This window comes from Shinella fusca, assembly GCF_014203155.1.
GTDB lineage: Bacteria > Pseudomonadota > Alphaproteobacteria > Rhizobiales > Rhizobiaceae > Shinella > Shinella fusca.
On the sequence record NZ_JACHIK010000011.1, the window covers coordinates 25,229 to 47,159 of the forward strand.

A 21,931-nucleotide genomic window follows, 5' to 3' on the forward strand; every position below is an offset into this window, starting at 1 on the left:
CTCAATCCTTCAACACGACGCCGGCGGTCTCGCCGAAGGAGACCCAGACCCTTTCGTCATAGGCCACCGGATCCTCCACCTCGCGCTGGGCGTTGAGCATGGAAGCCTTGACCACCTTGCCGCTGTCGAGCTTGACGTGGAAGACGGTCATGTCGCCGAGATAGCCGATGTCCCAGATCTCGCCCTGTGCCGCGTTGACGGAGGCGTCCGCCGGGGCGGCGCGCGTCACCTTCAGCTTTTCGGGGCGGATGGCGAAGCCCGCGGCGCTGCCCGTCGCGGGCGCGTTGGCAGCGGCGGTGCGGACGGTGAAGCCCTCGTTCGTGGCAAGCTCGATGCGGCCGTTGCCGCTTGCCGAGACCTTGCCGTCGAGGATGTTGACGTCGCCGATGAAGTCCGCGACGAAGCGGGAATTCGGCGCCTCGTAGATTTCCGCAGGGGTCGCCACCTGGATGACCTTGCCGTGGCTCATGACGGCGATGCGGTCGGCCATAGTCATCGCCTCCTCCTGGTCGTGGGTGACGACGACGAAGGTGAGGCCGAGTTCCTGCTGCAGGTCCATCAGCTCGAACTGGGTCTCCTCGCGCAGCTTCTTGTCGAGCGCGCCGAGGGGTTCGTCGAGCAGCAGCACCTTGGGGCGCTTGGCGAGCGAGCGGGCGAGCGCCACGCGCTGGCGCTGGCCGCCGGAAAGCTGGTGCGGCTTGCGCTTGGCGAACTGCTCCAGCTTGACGAGCTTGAGCATCTGGGCGACGCGCGCGGCGATCTCGGCTTTCGGCATGCCGTCCTGGCGAAGGCCGAAGCCGATATTGCTCTCCACGCTCATGTGCGGGAAGAGCGCATAGGACTGGAACATCATGTTGACCGGCCGCTTGTAGGGCGGGATGCCGGCGATGTCCTGGCCGTCGAGGATGATCTCGCCGGCGGTCGGCCGCTCGAAGCCGGCCAGCATGCGCAGCAGCGTGGACTTGCCGCAGCCCGACGCGCCGAGCAGGGCGAAGAATTCGCGGTGGTAGATGTCGAGGGTGAGGTCGTCGACGGCAGTGAAATCGCCGAACTTCTTGGTGACGTTGCGGAAGCTGATGAACGGTTTTGCATCCGGATCCGTCCACGGCGCAAAGGAACGACGGATATTGCCGAGAGATTTCATGGCCTGTCCCCAAACTTTATGATCTTGGCAGTCGGTCGAAACGAAATTGCCCGGAAATATCTTTCCGGGCAATTCCTCCTGACCGATTACTGGCCGGTCACGACCCTGGTCCAGGTCCGGGTGAACAGACGCTGCGTCTTGGCATCCAGCGTCGTGTTGGTGAAGAGCTTCTTCAGCGTCGCCTCGTCCGGATAGATCGTCGGATCGTTGATGATATCCGGCGGCAGGAGGGCCTGCGAAGCCTTGTTGCCGTTGGCGTAGTGGACGTATTCCGTCGACTTGGCGATGACTTCCGGGCGCATGATGTAGTTGAGGAAGGCATGGGCCTCCTCCACATGCGGCGCGTCGGCCGGGATCGCCATCTGGTCGAACCACATCTGCGTGCCTTCCTTGGGGATGGAATAGCCGAGCTCGACGCCGTTATTGGCTTCCTCGGCACGGTCGCGCGCCTGGAAGATATCGCCAGACCAGCCGATGGCGATGCAGATATCGCCGTTGGCAAGGCCGTTGATGAATTCGGACGAGTGGAACTTGCGCACGAAGGGCCGCACCTTCAGGAGCGCCTCCTCGGCCTTGGCGATGTCGTCCGGCTCATGGCTGTCGGGGTTGAGGCCGAGATAGGCGAGCACGACCGGAATGATGTCGGTCGGCGAATCCAGCATGTTGATGCCGCAATCCTTCAGCTTTTCGGCATTGGCCGGGTCGAGCAGCACGCTCCAGCTATCGATCTGGTCCGTGCCGAGGGCTTCCTTGACCTTGGCCTTGTTGAAGCCGATTCCGATCGTGCCCCACATGTAGTTGATCGAATATTCGTTGCCCGGGTCGAACGGCTGCATGCGCTCGGCCACCATGTCCCACATGTTCTTGATGTTCGGCAGCTTGGACTTGTCGAGCTTCTGGTAGACGCCCGCGGCGATCTGGCGCTGGAGGAAGGTGTTTGTCGGCACGACGACGTCGTAGCCCGTGCCGCCGGCGAGCAGCTTCGTTTCCAGGATCTCGTTGGAATCGTAGACGTCGTAGACGACCTTGATCCCGGTCTCCTTGGTGAAATCGTCGATGATCGAGCTATCGATATAGTCCGACCAGTTGTAGACGTTCACGACCTTGTCTTCGGCAAAGGCCGCGCCGGCACCCAGAAATGCACAAAAGGCGGCAGTCGCCAAAAGAGTACGTCTTATCATTGATTTATCTCCCAGTTTTTTTGCGGGCCTATACGTTGGCTTGAAGAACAGTCGCCGATTATGGAGTTTTTTCAAGAGGCGACAAGCGGCATTCGACGCAACGTAAGGTGAATTTTGATATCACATTGTTCCCATTCCTATCATATTTGAAACCCTATCCTCGGCGGAAAGCAAGCGGAAATTCACTGGAAGTCGAAAAGGCTGAGGCCGGCGACCATTTCGTCGAGCCCGAGGGGCCGCGTGACGGGCGGCTCGGCCCTTGCAAGACAGCCCTGCCGCTCGCAGAGCCGGCAGGCCGCCCCCACCGCCACCGCCCCTTCGCGGCGCACCGCCTCGCCATAGACCGTCTCCTCGGCATGGGTCGCATCGCAGCCGACGAGCAGGGCCGTGCGGCGCACCCGCTCGGCAAAGGTGCCCTGCGGGCCTTCCAGCGTGCGCGAGACCGTGAGGAAAGCGGCCCCGTCCGGCATCTCCACGCGGTCGACGAGAATCTGGCCGGGCTGGGAGAAGGCGGCATGGACGCCGAGCTTCGGACAGCCGCCGCCGAAGCGCGCCTGCGGAAACCCTTGTGCGCCCGCCCGGCGGAAGCGGTTGCCGGCATTGTCCGTCTCCAGCATGAAGAAAGGCACGCCCGCCCTGCCCGGCCGCTGGAGCATGGTGAGCCGGTTCGCCGCCTGCTCGTAGGAGACGCCGAAACGTGCGCGCAGCACGTCGATATCGTAGCGCGCCCGCTGCGCCGCCGCATGGAACGCCTCGTAGGGCATCATCAGCGCATGGGCGGCATAGCGCGCCAGCTCGAAGCGGGCGATGCGCTTCGCCTCCGCCGTCGAGAAGGCGAGGCGGTCGAGCTCGGCGAAAATCTCCTCCTGGAGGGCAAGCTGCACTGTCTCCATGGCGACCTCGCGCAGCTGATCGAAGGGCGACAGCCGCTCCGACAGGAAGAGGCGCATGGAGTGCCGGTCGAAGCGGCGGCGCAGGGTCGGCATCGTGTGGACCGGCAGCAGGCGCACGACGACGCCGTGCTCCTTGCGCAGCCACCCCTTCAGGGCGCCGGCAAGCTCGTCGCCGGGCGAGAGCGCGGCGTAAAAACGCTCCGCCGCCTCGTCGATGGCCGCGAAATAGTTAGGGCGGCTTTCCAGCTTGTCGCGCACCTCGTCCATCGGCAGCAGCGTACCCGATAGCGTCGTCGCATGGCCCTCGCGAGCGAGGAGATCGGCAAGGTCGGTGAGGCGCGCGGCCTGTTCGCGATAGGCGCGGTAGAGCTTGACGATGCCGCTCGCCACGTTCGGCGCGGCATCGGCAATCTCCACCAGTTCGTGATCGCCCGGCAGCTCGCCGGCAAGCAGCGGATCGGCGAAGACCTCGCGGAGCTGGCGCGCATGGCCGGCGCTCTCGCCCTGCAGGTCGTCGAGATCGACCTTGTAGACGGAGGCAAGGCGCAGCAGGAGCTGCACGGTCAGCGGGCGCTGGTTGCGCTCGATGAGGTTGAGATAGGACGGCGAGATCGACAGGCCCTCGGCCATCGCCGTCTGGGTGAGGCCGAGCGCATTGCGGATGCGCCGGACCTTCGGGCCGGCAAAGATCTTGTTCTCCGCCATCTGTCAAATCCTTTACGGCACCGGCAGGACTGTCAATTTTACAATATTTACTTTTTTACAGAGCCGACTTGTCAAAGGCAAGACATCGTTACTCGATTATCCCGCTGGTTTTCCGGTTTCCCGTCGCATTATTGTGCGCTGCGATGTAAATACTGTCACATGAAATCGGGCAGCCAAACGAGCCTGTTCCGATCCCGAGACATCGCAGCGGAGGATATCATGACCGATTTTTACAACCTCGTTCCCGGCGCACCGAAGGGCCGTTTCGACGGCATCGAGCGCCCCTATACGGCCGAGACCGTCGAGAAGCTGCGCGGCTCGGTCCAGATCCGCCACACGCTGGCGGAGAACGGCGCGAACCGGCTGTGGAAGCTGATCCATGAGGAGGATTTCGTCAACGCGCTCGGCGCGCTCTCGGGCAACCAGGCCATGCAGATGGTCCGCGCCGGCCTGAAGGCGATCTATCTCTCGGGCTGGCAGGTCGCCGCCGACGCCAACACGGCCTCGGCCATGTATCCCGACCAGTCGCTCTATCCGGCGAACGCCGCGCCGGAGCTTGCCAAGCGCATCAACCGCACGCTCCAGCGCGCCGACCAGATCGAGACGGCGGAAGGCAACGGCCTTTCGGTCGACACCTGGTTCGCACCGATCGTCGCCGACGCGGAAGCCGGCTTCGGCGGCCCGCTCAACGCCTTCGAGATCATGAAGGCCTTCATCGAGGCGGGCGCCGCCGGCGTCCATTTCGAGGACCAGCTCGCGTCGGAGAAGAAGTGCGGCCATCTCGGCGGCAAGGTCCTGATCCCGACCGCCGCCCATATCCGCAACCTCGACGCCGCGCGCCTTGCCGCCGACGTCATGGGCGTTCCGACGCTGATCGTCGCCCGCACGGATGCCGAGGCTGCAAAGCTTCTCACCTCCGACATCGACGAGCGCGACCAGCCTTTCGTCGACAAGGAGAGGGGCCGCACGGTCGAGGGCTTCTATCAGGTCCGGAACGGCATCGAGCCCTGCATTGCCCGCGCCATCTCCTATGCGCCGCACTGCGACCTCATCTGGATGGAGACCGGCAAGCCGGACCTCGAACAGGCGCGCAAATTCGCCGAGGCCGTGCACAAGGCCCATCCCGGCAAGCTGCTCGCCTACAATTGCTCGCCCTCGTTCAACTGGAAGAAGAACCTCGACGACGCGACGATCGCAAAGTTCCAGCGGGAGCTGGGTGCGATGGGCTATAAGTTCCAGTTCATCACGCTCGCCGGCTTCCACCAGTTGAACTATGGCATGTTCGAGCTCGCCCGCGGCTACAAGGACCGCCAGATGGCCGCCTATTCCGAGTTGCAGGAGGCCGAGTTCGCCGCCGAGATCAACGGCTACACCGCGACGAAGCACCAGCGCGAGGTCGGCACCGGCTATTTCGACGCCGTCTCCATGGCCATCACCGGCGGCCAGTCCTCGACCACCGCCATGCACGAATCGACCGAGCACGAGCAGTTCCGCCCGGCCGCAGAATAATCCGCCCAGGACCTTCAAGAACCCCGCTCAAAAGAGGAGAAATGCCATGACAGTCCAGACCCGCGTCAAGGAACGGGCGGAGGAACAGGCCTCCGCCATGACCCCCGACCAGCAGGCCATGATCCGCATGGTCGCCAACGACCTGCACCGCCTCAACCAGTCCGTCATGAAGGCGGTGGAGGCCGGCGTCTCGGTCGAGCTCGTCCGCTCCGCCCGCCACCACGGCGGAGAGGGCAACTGGGGCGACCTGCTGATCCCCGTGATCGTGACGCAGGGCCGCGGCTGACGGCGCAATCTCCAGTCAAGTCGGAATCCCCGGCGTTCCCTGCGCCGGGGATTTTCACGTCCGGCTCGGCCGCCTGCCGGCAAAGAGATCGGCATGGCTTTTCAGCAGCCGGAACAGCCTGTCGGAAACCGTGCGGATGTCGCGCCGGTGCCGGTCCTCGCCGTTGGCGACGATCCATTGATGGTGGCGCAGGCCGCGGATCTCCTCGCCCGCCCGCTCCAGTCCCGGATCGAGATCGCCGACGAAGCAGGGCAGCACGGCCTGCCCCGCCCCGGCACGCGCAAGATCGAGCAGCGAGCGCGGGCGGGTGACCGTGACGGCGATCGCACCCGCCGCCTGCTCCTGCGGCCAGCGCAGATAGGCCGAGACCGCATCTTCCGACGATACCGCGAGCCAGCGGCCGGCAAGCGCCTCACCGGTATTGCGGCGCCGATAGGCCGCATAGGCCACCTCACCGGCATGGCGGCTGATGAGGCCCGGTTCCGTCGGCTCGACGGCGCGCACGCCGATATCCACTTCGCGATGGGCAAGCGTCGCCCGGCGCTCGGAGACGGAGAGATCGAGCCGGAACGGATCGCGCTCCGTGCAGACGGCCGCGATGTTCTCGCAGACGAGCCAGGTGACCCAGGTGCCGGCCATCAGCCGCACGGTGGTCGTCCCCTGCCCCTCCTGCCGCCAGCTTTCGACGCCGCGCGCGACGGCCTCCATGCCGAGCAGCCGGTCGAACAGGGCCTGCCCTTCCGCCGTCAGCCGGTAGCCCGTCTGGCTGCGCAGGAAGAGCGGCCGGCCAATCGCCTCCTCCAGATGCAGCACGCGCCGCCCGACGGTCGCCGGGCTGAGGCCCGAGGCCTCGGCGGCGCCGGTGAGCCCGCCATGGCGGGCGACTTCCAGGAAGATGCGGTAGCTTTCCCAAGACATGTCTTTCATCAATGAAAAACATAGTCCGGATTTCGCCGTTCGTGAACCCGGATTTGAACGATAGTCTTTTCCCGCAAACCCAAACGACCGATGCCGGCTCCAGCCTTCGCGCCACACCGCGCCCCGGCTTGCCGCGTCCTTGAAGGAGACAGACATGCAGGACATGTTCGCCCTTGCCATGCTCTTCGAGCTTTCGCAGAAGAACCGCCAACGCCGCCCGCGGGAATTCGACCATCTCTCCCGCAAGCCGTCGCTCGCCGCCCGGCTCCGCCGCCTGTTCGGCGCCTTGCGCGCGCAGAAATGAAAAGGCCCGGCATCGCTGCCGGGCCTCTCTTCGGTTCGAAAGCGTCTGTCAGGCCGCGCGGTGCATCGACTGTTCGTCGGCGTCCAGGCGGAACTGCTCGACCAGCATCATCAGCGTGTCGGCGTCACCGGCGAGCTTGCGGCTCGCGGCCGTCGTCAGGTCGACCATCGAGGCGTTCTGCTGGGTCATCTGGTCCATCTGGTTGACGGAGCCGTTGACTTCCTGGAGCGCTGCCGCCTGGTCGCGGCTTGCCGTCGCCATCATGTCCACATGCTGGCTGACGGTGACGATCTGCTGGCTGATGGAGGCAAGCACCGCGCCCGTCTCCTGCACCAGATGCGCGCCGGCGCTGACCTCGCTCGTCGACTTCTCGATGAGGCCCTTGATCTCGCGGGCGGCGCTTGCCGAACGCTGGGCAAGCTCGCGCACTTCCTGCGCGACGACGGCAAAGCCCTTGCCCGCCTCGCCGGCGCGGGCGGCCTCGATGCCGGCGTTGAGCGCGAGCAGGTTGGTCTGGAAGGCGATATCGTCGATCACCTCGATGATCTGCTCGATCTGGCGCGAGGCACCCTCGATGCGGCCCATGGCGGCGATCGCGTTGTTGACGACGTCGGCGGAGCTGTCGGCGCTGCGCTTGGTCGTGCCGACGACGAGGTTCGCCTCATGCGCCCGCTCGGCGGAGGAGCGGACGGTCGCGGTGATCTCCTCGACCGCGGCGGCCGTCTCCTCGAGCGAGGAGGCCTGCGATTCGGTGCGCTTGGAAAGCGCATCGGCCGATTGCAGCATATCCGCGCCGCTGCGCTGGATCGACAGCGCGTTGGTGCGGATCTGGCCCATCGTGTCCTGAAGGCGCACGAGCGAGACGTTGAAGTCCTGGCGGAGTTGTTCGAGGCGGCCGGTGAAGGGCGTCTCGATCTGGCGCGACAGGTCGCCCTGCGCAAGGCGGCCGAGGCCGGCGGCAAGCGCATTGACGGCGAAGTCGATCTGCTGGTCGAGGCTCTGCTTCTCCGCGTCGTTGCGGGCGCGTTCGGCTTCGGCGGCGGCGCGCTGCTGCTCGCTTTCGGCCTCGATGCGGATCTTCGACAGGGCGTTCTCCTTGAAGACGCCGAGCGCCCTTGCCATGTCGCCGATCTCGTCGGCGCGGCCTTCGCCGGAAATGCCGGTGTCGAGGAAGCCGTCGGCCAGGCGGCGCATGGCGCCGGTGATCTGGCCGATCGGGCCCTTCAGCGTCAGCACCAGCGCGATGCCGGCGAGGACGGCGATGGCGGCACCGGCGACGGTGGCGAAGACGGAGACCTGGTTGGCCTTTTCGCGCTCGGTGCCGGCGCTCGTCTTCTGCTCTTCGGCGAACTGGCTGAGAAGGTTCCAGATCGTGTCGATGGACTGGCCGGCGGCCTCGAAATCGGCGGCGCGCTGCGTGCTGATCTCGACCAGCGAGGCGCTGTCGGCGTCGATCCGCTCGAGCATCGGCTTCAGCGTCTCGTCCAGCTTGTCGAAGAACGGCAGGCCGCTGGCGCTGCCGCGCAGGCCGTTCATGTCGATGCCGAGCATCGAGACGTAGCCGAGCAGCTTGGTGCGGTTCTCCGCCGATGTCTGGCCGAGGAAGCGCGCGGCGGCGACCTTGATCTCGTCGATGGAGGACACCAGCTTGCGCGTGGAGCCGAGGATCGCCTCGGACTTGATGATCGGCGCGTCGAGCTCGCTGAAGATGCGGGTGGCATCGCGCATCTTCTGGGCGGCCGCGCTCTGGAGCTGGATGGCGACCTGGCGGAAGCGGTTCACCCGCCGGGCGATTTCCGGCACGGTGACGGAAGCCGGATCGGTGGAGGACAGGAAGCCGCCCATCTCGTCGATCGTGTTGCGGATGGTAATCGAGATGACCTTCTGGCTCTTCGGCAGGATCGACGAGATGGAGCGCTCGGTCTTCGAGATGAGCGGATAGCGTTCCTTGGCGACCTTGAGCTGGTCGTCCGGCGTCGCGCCGCGGCTGAAGTCGGTCAGCAGCTCGGAGAAGAACTTGCTGGCATTGGTCAGGCGTTCGGCCTCGCGCAGCATGCTCTTTGCGGAATTCTCGTTCTGCCGCACCTCGCGCTGGAGCTTGGTCGCCTCATCGAGGACCTTGACCTGCTCGGCGCCGAGGGCCGTCAGGGTCTTGCCCATCGCCGCGTGCAGGCTGGCCTCGTTGACGTAGAGCGACCAGAGCCCGTCCATGCGCGCCTCGATGCCCTTGGTCTGGGTCTGGGCGTCCATCAGCTTGGACTTGTCTGCGTCGGGGGCAAGGCCGTCCATGGTGGACTGGAGGACGGCGACCTGCGCCTTCAACTGGCCGTGCACGGCGTCGCGGCTTTCCTCGCTGGTGTTCTGCAGGAAGCGGTTCATGCCCGCATAGACGTCCTTGAAGCCGTTGAGCGACTGGAGGACGCTGTTGGAAATCTCCATTCGGCCCTGCAGGAGGCCGGAGGCGTAAAGCCCGGTGAAGCCCACGGCGCAGATGCTGAGCACGAAGGGCAGGATGAACACCAGAACCTTGGTCTGGATCTTGAAGCGCGCGAGAATCCTGTCGATGAACATGATGGACTATCCGTTGTCGGCGCTCTCCACCCCTGCCCGTTGCGGGCCTCCCCAGGATGCGGACGCCGGATTACCGACATCATGCGGCCGCAATGCCGCGTATCCGGGGGAGCAATCATTGCCTGCCGCGTCGTCAACCCTCATGGGGACGCGGCATCCGGAACCCTATCGGCGGATCATCGGCGGCAATCTTTAAAATTCCCTCACCGTTTAAACCGATTTATGACAATGGAACGCCTCAGAGCGCCAGAACGGCGAGCAGCGCAAGGAGGCTCGCGGCAAGCGTGCAGTTGGCGGCAAGGGCGATAAGGCGGCGGCGGTTTTCCGCGGCGGCGGCAACGGCGATGGCGCGGGCGGGACGACGGCTTGCAGGCATGCGGCGATACTCCTTACACGATCGGGGCAACCCGGTGATCCGGTCAGCCGGCCTACATCATGTTGTCTCCGCCCCGCGGCGGAAATGCCGACATGAGGGGAGCATCCGCCCCGAGGTCTTAAAGGACGGTAAAGAGGGACCCCGCGCTTTCAGGCGTCCTCGCCGGCCGCATGGCCGGAGGCCCAGGCCCATTGGAAATTGTAGCCGCCGAGCCAGCCCGTCACATCCACCGCCTCGCCGATGAAATAAAGGCCCGACACCGCCTTTGCCGCCATGCTGCGGGAATCGAGCGCGGCCGTATCGACGCCGCCGAGCGTGACTTCCGCCGTGCGATAGCCTTCCGAACCCGGCGGGCGGAAGCGCCAGTCGCGCAGCTTCTGCACCAGCGCCTCGATGCGCCGGCCCGGCTGTTCGGCAAGCGGCCCGTCGATGCCGAGCTCGGTGACGAGAAGCTGCGCCAGCTTCTTCGGCATGTGGTCGGCCAGTACCGTCTGCACGGCCTGCCGGCCGTTTTCCTTGCGGGCCGCGGCGATGACGGCGGCGAAGTCGACGTCCGGGCGGATATGCAGCGCGATCTCCTCGCCCTCGCGCCAATAGGAGGAGATCTGCAGGATGGCGGGGCCGCTGAGGCCGCGATGGGTGAAGAGCGCCGCCTCGCGGAATTCCGTCCTGCCGTGCCGGGCGACGACGTCCACCGAAACGCCCGGCAGGCCCTCATGGGCGGCGAGCGTCGCCGGGTCGAGCGTCAGCGGCACGAGGCCGGCACGGGTTTCCGTCACCGGCAGGGCGAACTGCTCGGCGATGCGATAGGCAAAGCCGGTCGCGCCCATCTTCGGGATCGACTTGCCGCCGGTGGCGATGACCAGCGACGCGGCCTCCACCGCACCATGCTCCGTGACGACGCGGAAGGCGTGGCCGTCGTGCTCGACGGAGGCGACGGGCGTCGAAAGGCGCAATTCCGCGCCTGCCGCCTTCATCTCGGCGAGCAGCATGGCGATGATGTCCTTCGCCGAATTGTCGCAGAAGAGCTGGCCCAGCGTCTTCTCGTGCCAGGGAATGCGGTGGCGCTCGACGAGGTCGAGGAAATCGCGCGGGGTATAGCGGGCGAGCGCGGACTTGGCGAAATGCGGATTGGCCGAGAGGAAGTTCTTCGGCCCGGCATGGATATTGGTGAAGTTGCAGCGCCCGCCGCCGGAAATGCGGATCTTCTCGCCGGGCGCGCGGGCGTGGTCGAGGACGAGCACGCGGCGGCCGCGCCTGCCTGCCGCGATGGCGCACATCATGCCCGCCGCGCCTGCCCCGATGATGACGACGTCCCGCCGTTCCGCCACGTATCCGATCCCCGTTTGCCGCCTTCCTTTCGGCCATCGGAAAAGAAAGTCAACCGGCGCCTGGCGCACAAATTCCTGAAAAATCGCGTTTTCTACCCCCGGGGGGGAGCTAGCCAAGGGCTCAACTCCGTCTATGATGGTTCATCTTCAACCAAACCCGGTGTGTCATGCCGTCCAAAAAGAAAGTCGTTGCCCCCACCATAGAGAAAGCCGCACGCTCCGCCAAAATCCCTCCCGCCATCAGCGTGCCGCGCGGGGTAAAGACCTGGAAGGACGCCGCAGACTGGCTTCGCGCCCGCGGCATCGAGGATATCGAATGCATCACGCCCGACCTTGCCGGCGTGCCGCGCGGCAAGATGATGCCGTCGTCGAAGTTCACCTCGAACACCTCGCTCGCCCTGCCGTCCGCGCTCTACCGCCACACGATTTCCGGCGACTATCCGGAGGAGACCGGCAATTTCCGCTATGAGCCGCGCGACAGCGACCTGAAGCTCCTGCCGGACCTTTCCACGCTCTCCGTCGTGCCGTGGGAGACCGACCCGACCGCACAGGTCATCTGCGACATCGTCGGCTCGACCGGCGAGAGCGTGCCCTATACGCCGCGCAACGTGCTCAAGAACGTGGTGCAGCTCTACCGCGACCGCGGCTGGAAGCCGGCCGTGGCGCCCGAGATCGAATTCTACCTCGTCGCCGTGAACGACGACCCGGACTATCCCCTGCATCCGCCGAAGGGCCGCTCCGGCCGCGCCATCCAGGGCGGACAGGGCTATTCCATCGCCGGCATCAACGAGTTCGACGAGCTGATCGACGACATCTACCACTTCTCCGAAAAGCAGGGGCTCGAGATCGACACCCTGATCCACGAGGAGGGACCGGCGCAGCTCGAGATCAACCTTCGCCACGGCGACCCGATCGAGCTGGCCGACCAGGTGTTCCTGTTCAAGCGCACGATCCGCGAGGCAGCGCTGAAGCACGGCATCTATGCCACCTTCATGGCCAAGCCCATGCAGGGACAGGCCGGCTCGGCCATGCACATCCACCAGTCGGTGGTGGAGATCGAGACGGGCAAGAACGTCTTCTCCAATCCGGACGGCTCGGCCTCGAAGGAATTCTTCCATTTCATCGGCGGCATGCAGGCCTATGTGCCGAAGACGCTGGTGATGATGGCGCCCTACGTGAATTCCTATCGGCGCCTGACGCCGGACATGTCGGCGCCCGTGAACAATGCCTGGGGCTACGACAACCGCACGACGGCCTTCCGCGTGCCGGTGTCGGACGCCGCCGCGCGCCGCATCGAGAACCGCCTGCCGGGCTCGGATGCCAATCCGTATCTCGCGCTCGCCGCCTCGCTCGGCTGCGGCCTCCTCGGCATCATGAACGGGATCGAGCCGACCGCGCCGACGGAGGACACCGCCAACGAGGGATCGATCGAGCTGCCGCGCGGCCTCCTGGAAGCCGTGTCGCTGCTCGAATCCGATCCCGCGCTGGCCGAGGTGCTGAGCGCGGAGTTCATCGGCCTTTATGCCGGCGTCAAGCGCGGCGAGTTCGAGACCTTCATGCAGGTGATCAGCCCCTGGGAACGCGAGTTCCTGCTGCTCAACGTTTGAGCGGGCCGGCGGTCCGGGCCGCCCGTCGGGATCGGACCTGAAAGCGGCCGGCGCCCCGGCGCGCCGCCGCATCCTCTCTTGAAGAAGAGTATGTTGAATGGCCTGGCAAAGCCCGATTTCCCCCGGCATCTCCTGGTATGAGGCAAGCGTCGGGGAACGCCCCGAATATGCCCCGCTCGACGGATCCGTCGATGCCGACGTCGCCGTCGTCGGCGGCGGCTTCACCGGCCTGCAGGCCGCCTACAACCTTGCGAAGAAGGGCGTCAACGTCGTCCTCATCGACGCGCATCGCTTCGGCGACGGCGCTTCGGGGCGCAACGGCGGCCAGCTCGGCACCGGCCAGCGCGCCGAGGCGGAAAGCCTCGAGGCCGAGCTCGGCTTCGAGCGCGCCAGGGCGCTGTTCGACCTTGCCGAAAATGCCAAGCGCCATATCCACGACTTCGCGGCGGCGCAGGACCTCGACATCGAATACATGCCGGGCCAGCTCAATGTCAGCCACAAGGCGAGCTACGAGAAGGAATTCCGCGACCACGTCGAGATCGCCGCCACTCGCTTCGGCTATCCGCACATGCACTACATGGACCGGGCGGAGACGGAGGAGCGCGTCGGCTCGAAGCGCTTCTTCTTCGGCATCCGCGACACCGGCACCGGCCATATCCACCCGATGAAGCTCATCGTCGGCATCGCCCGGGCCGCGCAGGCGGCGGGCGCGCACCTGCACGAGAAGACCCCGGCGCTCAGGATCGAGCGGGCGGGCGGCAAGGCGGTGATCACCACGGCAAGGGGCACGATCCGCGCCGACAGGGCGCTGATCGCCTGCAACGCCTATATCGGCGACCTGGAGCCGAAGACGGCCGCCCATGTCATGCCGATCCGCTCCTTCATCGGCGCCACGGTGCCGCTCGACAAATTCCCGTCGATCATTCCCGGCAGCGAATCCATCGCCGATACGCGCTTCGTCGTGCGCTATTTCCGCAAGACGCGCGACGGGCGCCTGCTCTTCGGCGGTCGCGAGGCCTATTCGGAAAATCTCGACGACATGACGCCGCCCATCCGCCGGCAGATCGAGGAGGTCTATCCGGAACTCAAGGGCATCGAGCTCACCCATGCCTGGGGCGGCTCGGTCGGCATCACCATGCCGCGCAAGCCCTATGTGCGCGAGGTCATGCCCGGCATCACCTCGATCGGCGGCTATTCCGGCCACGGCGTCATGCTGTCGAACTATTGCGGCAAGCTCTATGCCGAGGACGTGACGGGCGGCAGCGCAGAACTCGACCTGATGAAGGCCCTGAAAATCCCGGCCTTCCCCGGTGGTTCAAGGTTCCGCTCGCCGCTTCTGTTCCTCGCCATGACGTGGTACGCGCTACGCGACAAGCTCTGATCGAGTCGGAAACACCGATTTTGTTGCGTTGCACTCTGGCGTTTTTAAATCGATTAGATTATAACACCCGGCAACAGAACGAGATCGAGATATCCGATGAGCAGCCAGATCATTCCCGTTGAACCCTTCGACTATGTCGTCTTCGGCGGAACCGGCGACCTTGCGGAACGCAAGCTCCTTCCGGCCCTCTACCACCGCCAGCTCGCCGGCCAGTTGACGGACCCGACGCGCATCATCGGCGCCTCGCGCACCGCCTATACGGACGCGGAATACCGCAAGTTCGCCGTCGACGCGCTGAAGGAGCACCTCAAGCCCGGCGAATTCGACGAGGCCGAGGTCAAGACATTCTGCGACCGGCTGTTCTATGTGGCGGTCGACGCCAAGTCCGAGCAGGGCTGGGACAAGCTGAAGGCCCTGCTCGACGAGGGCAAGGACCGCGTGCGCGCCTTCTACCTCGCCGTCGCGCCCGCCATCTTCGGCGACATCTCGGAAAAGATCCGCGACCACAAGCTGATCACCAAGCAGACCCGCATCGTCGTGGAAAAGCCGATCGGCCGGGACCTTGCCTCAGCCAACGAGTTGAACAACACGATCGGCAAGGTCTTCCACGAAGACCAGATCTTCCGCATCGACCACTATCTCGGCAAGGAGACGGTGCAGAACCTGATGGCGCTGCGCTTTGCCAACGCGCTCTACGAGCCGCTGTGGAACTCCGCCCATATCGACCATGTGCAGATCACGGTCGCCGAATCCGTCGGCCTCGAAAGCCGCGCCGGCTACTATGACAAGGCCGGCGCGCTGCGCGACATGGTGCAGAACCACATCCTGCAGCTTCTCTGCCTCGTCGCCATGGAAGTGCCCTCCTCGATGGACGCCGAAGCCGTGCGCGACGAAAAGCTCAAGGTGCTGCGCGCGCTGAAGCCGGTCGACCAGTACAATGTCGAGCGCCTGACGGTGCGCGGCCAGTACCGCGCCGGCGCCTCGTCGGGCGGCCCGGTCAAGGGCTACCTCGAAGAGCTGGAAGGCGGCGTTTCCAACACCGAGACCTTCGTCGCCATCAAGGCCGAGATCGGCAACTGGCGCTGGGCGGGCGTTCCCTTCTACATCCGCACCGGCAAGCGCCTTGCCGCGCGCATGTCGGAGATCGTCATCACCTTCAAGCCGATCCCGCATTCGATCTTCGATCCCTCCGCCGGCCGCATCGAGCAGAACCAGCTCATCATCCGCCTCCAGCCGGACGAAGGCGTCAAGCAGTCGCTGATGATCAAGGATCCGGGCCCCGGCGGCATGCGCCTTCGCAACGTCTCGCTCGACATGAGCTTCGCCGAAGCCTTCGAGGCGCGCAATGCCGATGCCTACGAGCGCCTGCTGCTCGACGTCATCCGCAACAACCAGACGCTCTTCATGCGCCGCGACGAGGTCGAGGCCGCCTGGCGCTGGATCGACCCGATCCTCAAGGCCTGGGAGACCACCGGCCAGCAGGCGCAGGGCTACACCGCCGGCACCTGGGGCCCGAGCCAGGCCATCGCCCTCATCGAGCGCGACGGCCGCACCTGGCACGAAACGTAAGGAGCGGCGATGAGCGCGAGACTGCACGAATTTGCGGATGGGGCGGCGCTTGCCGAAGGGCTGGCGGACGCCGTTTCCGCAGCGCTTGCCGAGGGCGTCGCCGCGCGTGGGCACGCCACCATCGCCGTTTCCGGCGGCTCGACGCCGAAGGCCTTCTTCAAGGCGCTGTCCACCCGCGACATCGACTGGAGCAACGTGACGATCACGCTCGTCGACGAGCGCTTCGTGCCGGCCGACAATCCGCGCTCGAACCACCTGCTTGTTGCCGAGAACCTGCTTCGGGACAAGGCGAAGGCCGCGTCCTTCCTGCCGCTCTACCGCGCGGCGGAAAGCGCCGAGGAGGCTGCAAGGATCGCGACGGCGGATGCCGCCGCGCTCGGGGCTCCCTTCGACGTCGCCATCCTCGGCATGGGGACCGACGGCCATACAGCCTCGTTCTTCCCCGGCGGCAGCCGCCTTGCCGAGGCGATCTCGCCCGAAACGCCGCGCGGCGTCATCACCATGGAGGCGGAGGGCGCGGGCGAAACCCGCCTCACCTTCACCTTCACCAGCCTCCAGGATGCACGCCTTCTGGTCCTGCATATCGAGGGACAGGGCAAGAAGGACGTCCTTGCCGCGGCAGAGAAGGACGGGCCGGAGACCGACATGCCGATCCGCGCCATGCTGCGGCGGGCGGCAACGCCGGTCGACATCTACTGGGCGCCCTGAGACGCCCGGCCGGCATCGCCCGGCCCCATCCGGCGTATCACGCCACCACCAGCGGACGGCGCAGCTTTCCCGCGCGCTAGCCCGTGCGAAAATGCAATCGAGAAGTCAGGATCGCTCCCATGTCCGCCGACAAACGCATCGAAGCCATTACCGCCCGCATCGCCGAACGCTCCAGGCCGCTTCGCGAACCCTATCTCGACCGGGTGCGCGCCGCCGCCACCAAGGGCGTGCACCGCTCGGTGCTCTCCTGCGGCAACCTCGCGCACGGCTTCGCCGTCTGTTCCCCCGCCGAGAAGGACGCGCTCGCCGGCGACCGCGTCCCCAACCTCGGCATCATCACCGCCTATAACGACATGCTCTCGGCCCACCAGCCCTTCGAGACCTATCCGGCGCTGATCCGCGAGGCCGCGCGGGAGGCGGGCGGCGTGGCGCAGGTCGCCGGCGGCGTGCCGGCCATGTGCGATGGTGTCACCCAGGGCCAGCCGGGCATGGAGCTGTCGCTCTTCTCGCGCGACCTCATCGCCATGGCGGCGGGCGTCGGCCTCTCGCACAACATGTTCGATTCGGTCGTCTATCTCGGCGTCTGCGACAAGATCGTTCCGGGCCTCGTCATCGCCGCGCTGACCTTCGGGCACCTGCCGGCCGTCTTCGTTCCCGCCGGGCCCATGACCTCGGGCCTGCCGAACGACGAGAAGGCCCGCGTGCGCCAGCTCTATGCCGAGGGCAAGGTCGGCCGCGCCGAGCTGCTGGAAGCCGAATCGAAGTCCTATCACGGCCCCGGCACCTGCACCTTCTACGGCACCGCCAATTCCAACCAGATGCTGATGGAGATCATGGGCTTCCACATGCCCGGCGCCTCCTTCATCAATCCCGGCACGCCGCTGCGCGACGCGCTGACGAAGGAAGCGGCAAGGCGCGCGCTCGCCATCACCGCCGAGGGCAACGAGTTCACGCCCGCCGGCGAGATGATCGACGAGCGCTCCATCGTCAACGGCGTCGTCGGCCTGCATGCCACGGGCGGCTCGACCAACCACACGCTGCACCTCGTCGCGATGGCGCGCGCCGCCGGCATCATGCTGACCTGGAAGGACATTTCCGACCTTTCGGACATCGTGCCGCTGCTGGCCCGCGTCTATCCGAACGGTCTTGCCGACGTGAACCATTTCCACGCGGCCGGCGGCATGGGCTTCCTCATCAAGGAACTCCTGCAGGGCGGCCTGCTGCACGACGACGTGCGCACGGTCTACGGCCAGGGCCTGCAAGCCTATACGATCGAGCCGAAGCTCGGGGCCCAGGGCGGCGTCGAACGCGAGCCGGCGCCGAAATACAGCCACGACCCGAAGATCCTCGCCAATATCGAGGCCCCGTTCCAGGCGAGCGGGGGCCTCAAGATGCTGACGGGCAATATCGGCAAGGCCGTGATCAAGATCTCCGCCGTCAAGCCGGAGCGCCATGTCATCGAAGCCCCGGCCAAGGTCTTCCACGACCAGCTCGACCTCAACGCGGCCTTCAAGGCCGGCGAGCTGACGGGCGATTTCATCGCCGTCGTGCGCTTCCAGGGCCCGAAGGCCAACGGCATGCCGGAGCTGCACAAGCTGACTACCGTGCTCGGCATCCTTCAGGACCGCGGCCAGAAGGTGGCGCTGCTGACCGACGGGCGCATGTCCGGCGCTTCCGGCAAGGTCCCGGCCGCCATCCACGTCACGCCCGAGGCGGTCGACAACGGCCCCATCGGCCGCATCCGCGAGGGCGACATGATCCGCCTCGATGCCGTTGCCGGCACCATCGAGGTGCTGGTGGACGAAGCGGAATTCTCCGCCCGCCCGCAGGCCCCCGCCGATCTTTCCGGCAACGAATTCGGCATGGGCCGCGAACTCTTCGCCCCCTTCCGCGCCATCGCGGGCCCGGCGGATCACGGGGCGAGCGTGCTGTTTGCATAGCGGAAGAAGAGGCGGTCGGTTTCTGCACCGCTCACCACACCCGCAACGTCATCCTCGGGCTTGACCCGAGGATCCACGTCCCACGGAAGGGCATCGCTTGTGGCATGGATGCTCGGGTCAGGCCCGAGCATGACGAAGGAGAGGAACGGTCGTGACCGAAGCCGCAGAGTGCGAGGCACCGCTGACTAGGGGCCGGTCCCTTCGCCTCAGCTATAGATATCCAGCGTCCGGCCCTGATGGTTGCGGTGCGTCGAGTAGACGAAGATGCGCTGCAGGTCCTTGTCGGAGAGCAGGCGCAGGAAGCGGGCTTCGACGACGTCGTTCGGATAGACGCGCTGCGTCAGGCAGCCGATCATCGGAATGCGGGCGCTGACGATGTCGAGGTAGAAATTGCGCGGAAGCTGGAATTTCGTCGTCATGGTGATGACGGCGCCGCTGCGCGAGAGCTTGGTGATGATGCCGCGCCGGGAGACGAGGTTGACGAGGCCGCCGCTCTCGGTGAACTCGATGCGGGCCTCGTTGCAGGTATCCTCCATCGGGAAGCTCTTCTCCCGATCGTACATGAAGGATTCTTCCTTGTTCAGGTAATTGCGGTTCGGCGCTTGATCCTGAAAACGCATCTGACTGGTGCCCCGGCATGTTCACTTCGGGAAAAATCCTAGGGGAACAACGCTTAACATCGGGTTGAGCGGCAGGACGAAATCCTGCCGCCCGGGCCTCAGGCGGCGCGGTAGCTCTTTCCGGCGGCGTCGAAAAGATGGAGCTTGGCCCTGTCGGCCGTCAGCCGCACCTTGTCGCCGCGCTTGACCGGAAGGATGCCGGGAATCTTGGCGATGATCGGCTCGCCCGGCACGAGGCCGTCGATATAGAGCAGCGTCACCTCGCCCAGCGCCTCGACGATCGAGACGGTGCCCTCGAAGAGGAAGTCGTCGCCCGTGGTGATCGCAAGGTCCTCCGGGCGAACGCCGAAGCTCGCCGTCTTGCCGACCTCGGACGCGGCCGTCGCGATCCCGACGTCGCAGACGCGCCCGCCGGTCAGCTCCAGCGCGGTCGTCTCGCCGGCCGCGGTGATCTTCGCCGGAATGACGTTCATGGCCGGCGAGCCGATGAAGCGGGCGACGAAGAGGTTCGCCGGGCGCTCGTAGAGCTCCAGCGGCGCGCCGACCTGCTCGATATGGCCGGCCGAGAGCACGACGATGCGGTCGGCGAGCGTCATCGCCTCCACCTGGTCGTGCGTCACGTAGATCATCGTCGTGTCGGCCATCTGCTCGTTGAGCTTGGCGATCTCGATGCGGGTGGCGACGCGCAGCGCCGCGTCGAGGTTCGACAGCGGCTCGTCGAAGAGGAAGACCTTGGGATTGCGGCAGATGGCGCGGCCGATGGCGACGCGCTGGCGCTGGCCGCCCGAAAGCGCCTTGGGCAGGCGGTCAAGGTATTGTGTAAGCTGCAGGATATCGGCGGCCGAGCGTACGCGACGGTCGATCTCCTCCTTGCTTTCGCCGGCGATCCGCATGCCAAAGGCCATGTTGTCGTAGACCGTCATGTGCGGATAGAGCGCGTAGGACTGGAACACCATGGCGATGCCGCGCTTGGACGGCGGCACGTCGTTGACGCGCTCGCCGTCGATCGTCATCTCGCCGCCGGTGATCTCCTCGAGGCCCGCGATCATGCGCAGGAGGGTCGACTTGCCGCAGCCGGACGGGCCGACGAAGACGACGAACTCACCCTGCCTGATATCGAGATCGATGCCGTGGATGACGTCCACCGCGCCGTAGGACTTGCGGATATCCTTGAGCACCAGTCCTGCCATGTCTGTCTCCCCCTGTCGTTTTGGCCGGTTACACGAAGCGGGCGAAGAACCCGCTCCAGGCCGGAAGTTCTATGGTCTCTTCATGCATCACGCTGTCGAAGCCGTGGCCTTCCAGCGCTTCCAGCGTGCCGGCCGGCAGGTCGGCAAGGCGCGCGACCGGGCTCATGTTGAAGGCGCAGAAGACTTTCTCGTTGCCGTGCGTGCGCACGAAGGAAAGGATCGCCCCTTCGGCCGAATGGAACTCGATCTCGCCCTTGGCGAGCGCCGCATGCTCCTTGCGGAAGGAGAGGAAGCGGCGGTAGTGGGCGAGCACCGAGGCCTCGTCCTTGTCCTGCACGCTGACGGCGCGCTTCAGATGGACCTCGGGAACGGGAAGCCAGGGCCTGCCGGCGCTGAAACCGCCGGATTGCTCGCCGGCATCCCAGACCATCGGCGTGCGGCAGCCGTCGCGGCCCTTGAAGTCCGGCCAGAACTGGATGCCGTAGGGATCCTGCAGGTCCTCGTAGGCAAGCTCGGCCTCCGGCAGGGCCAGCTCCTCGCCCTGGTAGATGCAGACGGAGCCGCGCAGCGACATCAGGAGACTTGCGAGCAGCTTGGCATGGGCGTCGTGGTCGGTGACGCCGAAGCCCCAGCGGCTGACATGGCGCATCACATCGTGGTTCGAGAAGGCCCAGCACACCCAGCCCTCGGGCGCTGCCTTTTCCAGCGCGCGCTGCGTCTCGGCGACGAAGGCCGGCGTCAGCGCATCGGGCGCCAGAAACTCGAAGGCATAGCACATGTGCATCTTGTCGCCGCCGGAGGTGTATTGACCGGCGATCTCCAGACCGCGCTGGCTGTCGCCCACCTCGCCGACGGCGGCGATCGCCGGAAACTCCTCCATCAGCGCGCGGAAGCGTTTCAGGAAGTCGAGGTTCTCCGGCTGGTTCTTGTCGTAGAGATGTTCCTGGTAATTGTAGGGGTTCACGGCGGGCGCCGTCTGCGCGTTGCGGCGCTCGGGCGGCAGCGACGGGTTGTCGCGCAGTTCCTTGTCGTGGAAATAGAAGTTGATCGTATCGAGGCGGAAGCCGTCGACGCCGCGCTCCAGCCAGAAACGGGCGACCGAAAGCAGCGCGTCCTGGACCTCGGGATTGTGGAGGTTCAGGTCCGGCTGCGAGGTCAGGAAGTTGTGCATGTAATATTGCAGGCGCGTCGGGTCCCACTGCCAGGCCGAGCCGCCGAAGATCGACAGCCAGTTGTTCGGCGGCGTCCCGTCCGGCTTGGAATCGGCCCAGACGTACCAGTCGGCCTTGGGATTCGTGCGGCGCGAGCGGCTTTCGACGAACCAGGGATGCTTGTCGGAGGTGTGCGAGAGCACGAGGTCGATCATCACGCGGATATCGAGACGGTGCGCCTCTGCGATCAGCGCATCGAAATCGGCAAGCTCGCCGAAGATCGGGTCGACGTCGAGATAATCCGCGACGTCGTAGCCGAAGTCCTTCATCGGCGAGGTGAAGAAGGGCGAGACCCAGATCGCATCCGCCCCGAGGGAGGCGACGTGATGGAGGCGCTCGGTGATGCCGCGCAAATCGCCGATCCCGTCGCCGTTGGTGTCCTGGTAGGAGCGCGGATAAATCTGGTAGATCACCGCGCCGCGCCACCAGTCCTTGTCCGGCGTAAGAAGCGTTGAATCCGACGTCGTCATTCTCGTTTTTTCCTGTC

At 65.8% G+C, this 21,931-nt stretch carries 18 protein-coding genes; 8 read left to right on the forward strand and 10 right to left on the reverse strand.

Features of this window, described 5'->3' with window-relative positions:
- Position 1: 1 nt before the first annotated feature.
- The 3 genes from HNQ66_RS15735 to HNQ66_RS15745 all read right to left on the reverse strand — a co-directional run bounded on the left by HNQ66_RS15735 (position 2) and on the right by HNQ66_RS15745 (position 3,923).
- Positions 2 to 1,144 carry an ABC transporter ATP-binding protein gene (locus tag HNQ66_RS15735; protein ID WP_184145122.1) on the reverse strand — a complete coding sequence of 381 codons (1,143 nt, stop codon included), beginning with the start codon at positions 1,142 to 1,144 and terminating at the stop codon, positions 2 to 4.
- Between the two features lie 86 nt (positions 1,145 to 1,230).
- Positions 1,231 to 2,325 carry a polyamine ABC transporter substrate-binding protein gene (locus HNQ66_RS15740; protein WP_184145123.1) on the reverse strand — a complete coding sequence of 365 codons (1,095 nt, stop codon included), beginning with the start codon at positions 2,323 to 2,325 and terminating at the stop codon, positions 1,231 to 1,233.
- 182 nt (positions 2,326 to 2,507) lie between these two features.
- Positions 2,508 to 3,923 carry a helix-turn-helix domain-containing protein gene (locus HNQ66_RS15745; protein WP_184145124.1) on the reverse strand — a complete coding sequence of 472 codons (1,416 nt, stop codon included), beginning with the start codon at positions 3,921 to 3,923 and terminating at the stop codon, positions 2,508 to 2,510.
- Between the two features lie 219 nt (positions 3,924 to 4,142).
- On the opposite strand from HNQ66_RS15745, the gene aceA reads away from it, so the two are divergent.
- Positions 4,143 to 5,432 (forward strand): isocitrate lyase, encoded by a 1,290-nt coding sequence (gene aceA, locus HNQ66_RS15750; protein WP_184145125.1) that lies wholly within the window; start codon positions 4,143 to 4,145, stop codon positions 5,430 to 5,432.
- A 46-nt stretch (positions 5,433 to 5,478) separates the two neighbouring features.
- Positions 5,479 to 5,718, forward strand: a complete 240-nt coding sequence (locus HNQ66_RS15755) for an SMc00767 family acetate metabolism repressor (RefSeq protein WP_023516665.1) — start codon at positions 5,479 to 5,481, stop codon at positions 5,716 to 5,718.
- A 54-nt stretch (positions 5,719 to 5,772) separates the two neighbouring features.
- Here HNQ66_RS15755 and HNQ66_RS15760 read toward each other — a convergent pair whose 3' ends face one another.
- Positions 5,773 to 6,645 (reverse strand): LysR family transcriptional regulator, encoded by an 873-nt coding sequence (locus HNQ66_RS15760; RefSeq protein WP_184145126.1) that lies wholly within the window; start codon positions 6,643 to 6,645, stop codon positions 5,773 to 5,775.
- Positions 6,646 to 6,790: 145 nt separating this feature from the next.
- Between HNQ66_RS15760 and HNQ66_RS15765 the strand changes: the two genes are divergently transcribed.
- Positions 6,791 to 6,940: a hypothetical protein gene (locus tag HNQ66_RS15765; RefSeq protein WP_184145127.1), complete on the forward strand. Its 150-nt coding sequence runs from the start codon at positions 6,791 to 6,793 to the stop codon at positions 6,938 to 6,940.
- A gap of 48 nt (positions 6,941 to 6,988) precedes the next feature.
- Here the strand turns inward: HNQ66_RS15765 and HNQ66_RS15770 are convergent, their stop codons facing one another.
- The 3 genes from HNQ66_RS15770 to HNQ66_RS15780 form a co-directional block, all read right to left on the reverse strand.
- Complete coding sequence (locus HNQ66_RS15770; protein ID WP_184145128.1) at positions 6,989 to 9,511, reverse strand: methyl-accepting chemotaxis protein; 2,523 nt, start codon at positions 9,509 to 9,511, stop codon at positions 6,989 to 6,991.
- A 238-nt stretch (positions 9,512 to 9,749) separates the two neighbouring features.
- Positions 9,750 to 9,887, reverse strand: a complete 138-nt coding sequence (locus tag HNQ66_RS15775) for a hypothetical protein (protein WP_184145129.1) — start codon at positions 9,885 to 9,887, stop codon at positions 9,750 to 9,752.
- Positions 9,888 to 10,036: 149 nt separating this feature from the next.
- Positions 10,037 to 11,218, reverse strand: coding sequence for an aminoacetone oxidase family FAD-binding enzyme (locus HNQ66_RS15780; protein WP_184145130.1), 1,182 nt, complete (start codon positions 11,216 to 11,218; stop codon positions 10,037 to 10,039).
- Between the two features lie 167 nt (positions 11,219 to 11,385).
- Here HNQ66_RS15780 and HNQ66_RS15785 point away from each other — a divergent pair, with 167 nt between their 5' ends.
- The 5 genes from HNQ66_RS15785 to edd all read left to right on the forward strand — a co-directional run bounded on the left by HNQ66_RS15785 (position 11,386) and on the right by edd (position 18,423).
- Positions 11,386 to 12,825, forward strand: a complete 1,440-nt coding sequence (locus HNQ66_RS15785) for a glutamine synthetase family protein (RefSeq protein WP_184145131.1) — start codon at positions 11,386 to 11,388, stop codon at positions 12,823 to 12,825.
- A gap of 97 nt (positions 12,826 to 12,922) precedes the next feature.
- The gene (locus HNQ66_RS15790) at positions 12,923 to 14,206 is read left to right on the forward strand and encodes an NAD(P)/FAD-dependent oxidoreductase (protein ID WP_184145132.1); all 1,284 of its coding nucleotides are present in this window, start codon (positions 12,923 to 12,925) and stop codon (positions 14,204 to 14,206) included.
- 96 nt (positions 14,207 to 14,302) lie between these two features.
- Entirely contained in the window at positions 14,303 to 15,775 is a 1,473-nt protein-coding gene (zwf, locus tag HNQ66_RS15795; protein ID WP_184145133.1) for a glucose-6-phosphate dehydrogenase, read from the forward strand.
- 9 nt (positions 15,776 to 15,784) lie between these two features.
- The gene (gene pgl, locus HNQ66_RS15800) at positions 15,785 to 16,483 is read left to right on the forward strand and encodes a 6-phosphogluconolactonase (protein ID WP_184145134.1); all 699 of its coding nucleotides are present in this window, start codon (positions 15,785 to 15,787) and stop codon (positions 16,481 to 16,483) included.
- A gap of 119 nt (positions 16,484 to 16,602) precedes the next feature.
- On the forward strand, positions 16,603 to 18,423 hold the full coding sequence (gene edd, locus HNQ66_RS15805) for a phosphogluconate dehydratase (RefSeq protein WP_184145135.1): 1,821 nt from the start codon (positions 16,603 to 16,605) through the stop codon (positions 18,421 to 18,423).
- Positions 18,424 to 18,629: 206 nt separating this feature from the next.
- On the opposite strand, the gene HNQ66_RS15810 is transcribed toward edd, so the two are convergent.
- The 3 genes from HNQ66_RS15810 to bglA form a co-directional block, all read right to left on the reverse strand.
- Entirely contained in the window at positions 18,630 to 19,043 is a 414-nt protein-coding gene (locus HNQ66_RS15810; protein WP_184145136.1) for a hypothetical protein, read from the reverse strand.
- Positions 19,044 to 19,141: 98 nt separating this feature from the next.
- Entirely contained in the window at positions 19,142 to 20,233 is a 1,092-nt protein-coding gene (locus HNQ66_RS15815) for an ABC transporter ATP-binding protein (protein WP_184145137.1), read from the reverse strand.
- A 28-nt stretch (positions 20,234 to 20,261) separates the two neighbouring features.
- On the reverse strand, positions 20,262 to 21,914 hold the full coding sequence (gene bglA, locus HNQ66_RS15820; protein ID WP_184145138.1) for a beta-galactosidase BglA: 1,653 nt from the start codon (positions 21,912 to 21,914) through the stop codon (positions 20,262 to 20,264).
- Positions 21,915 to 21,931: the final 17 nt, after the last annotated feature.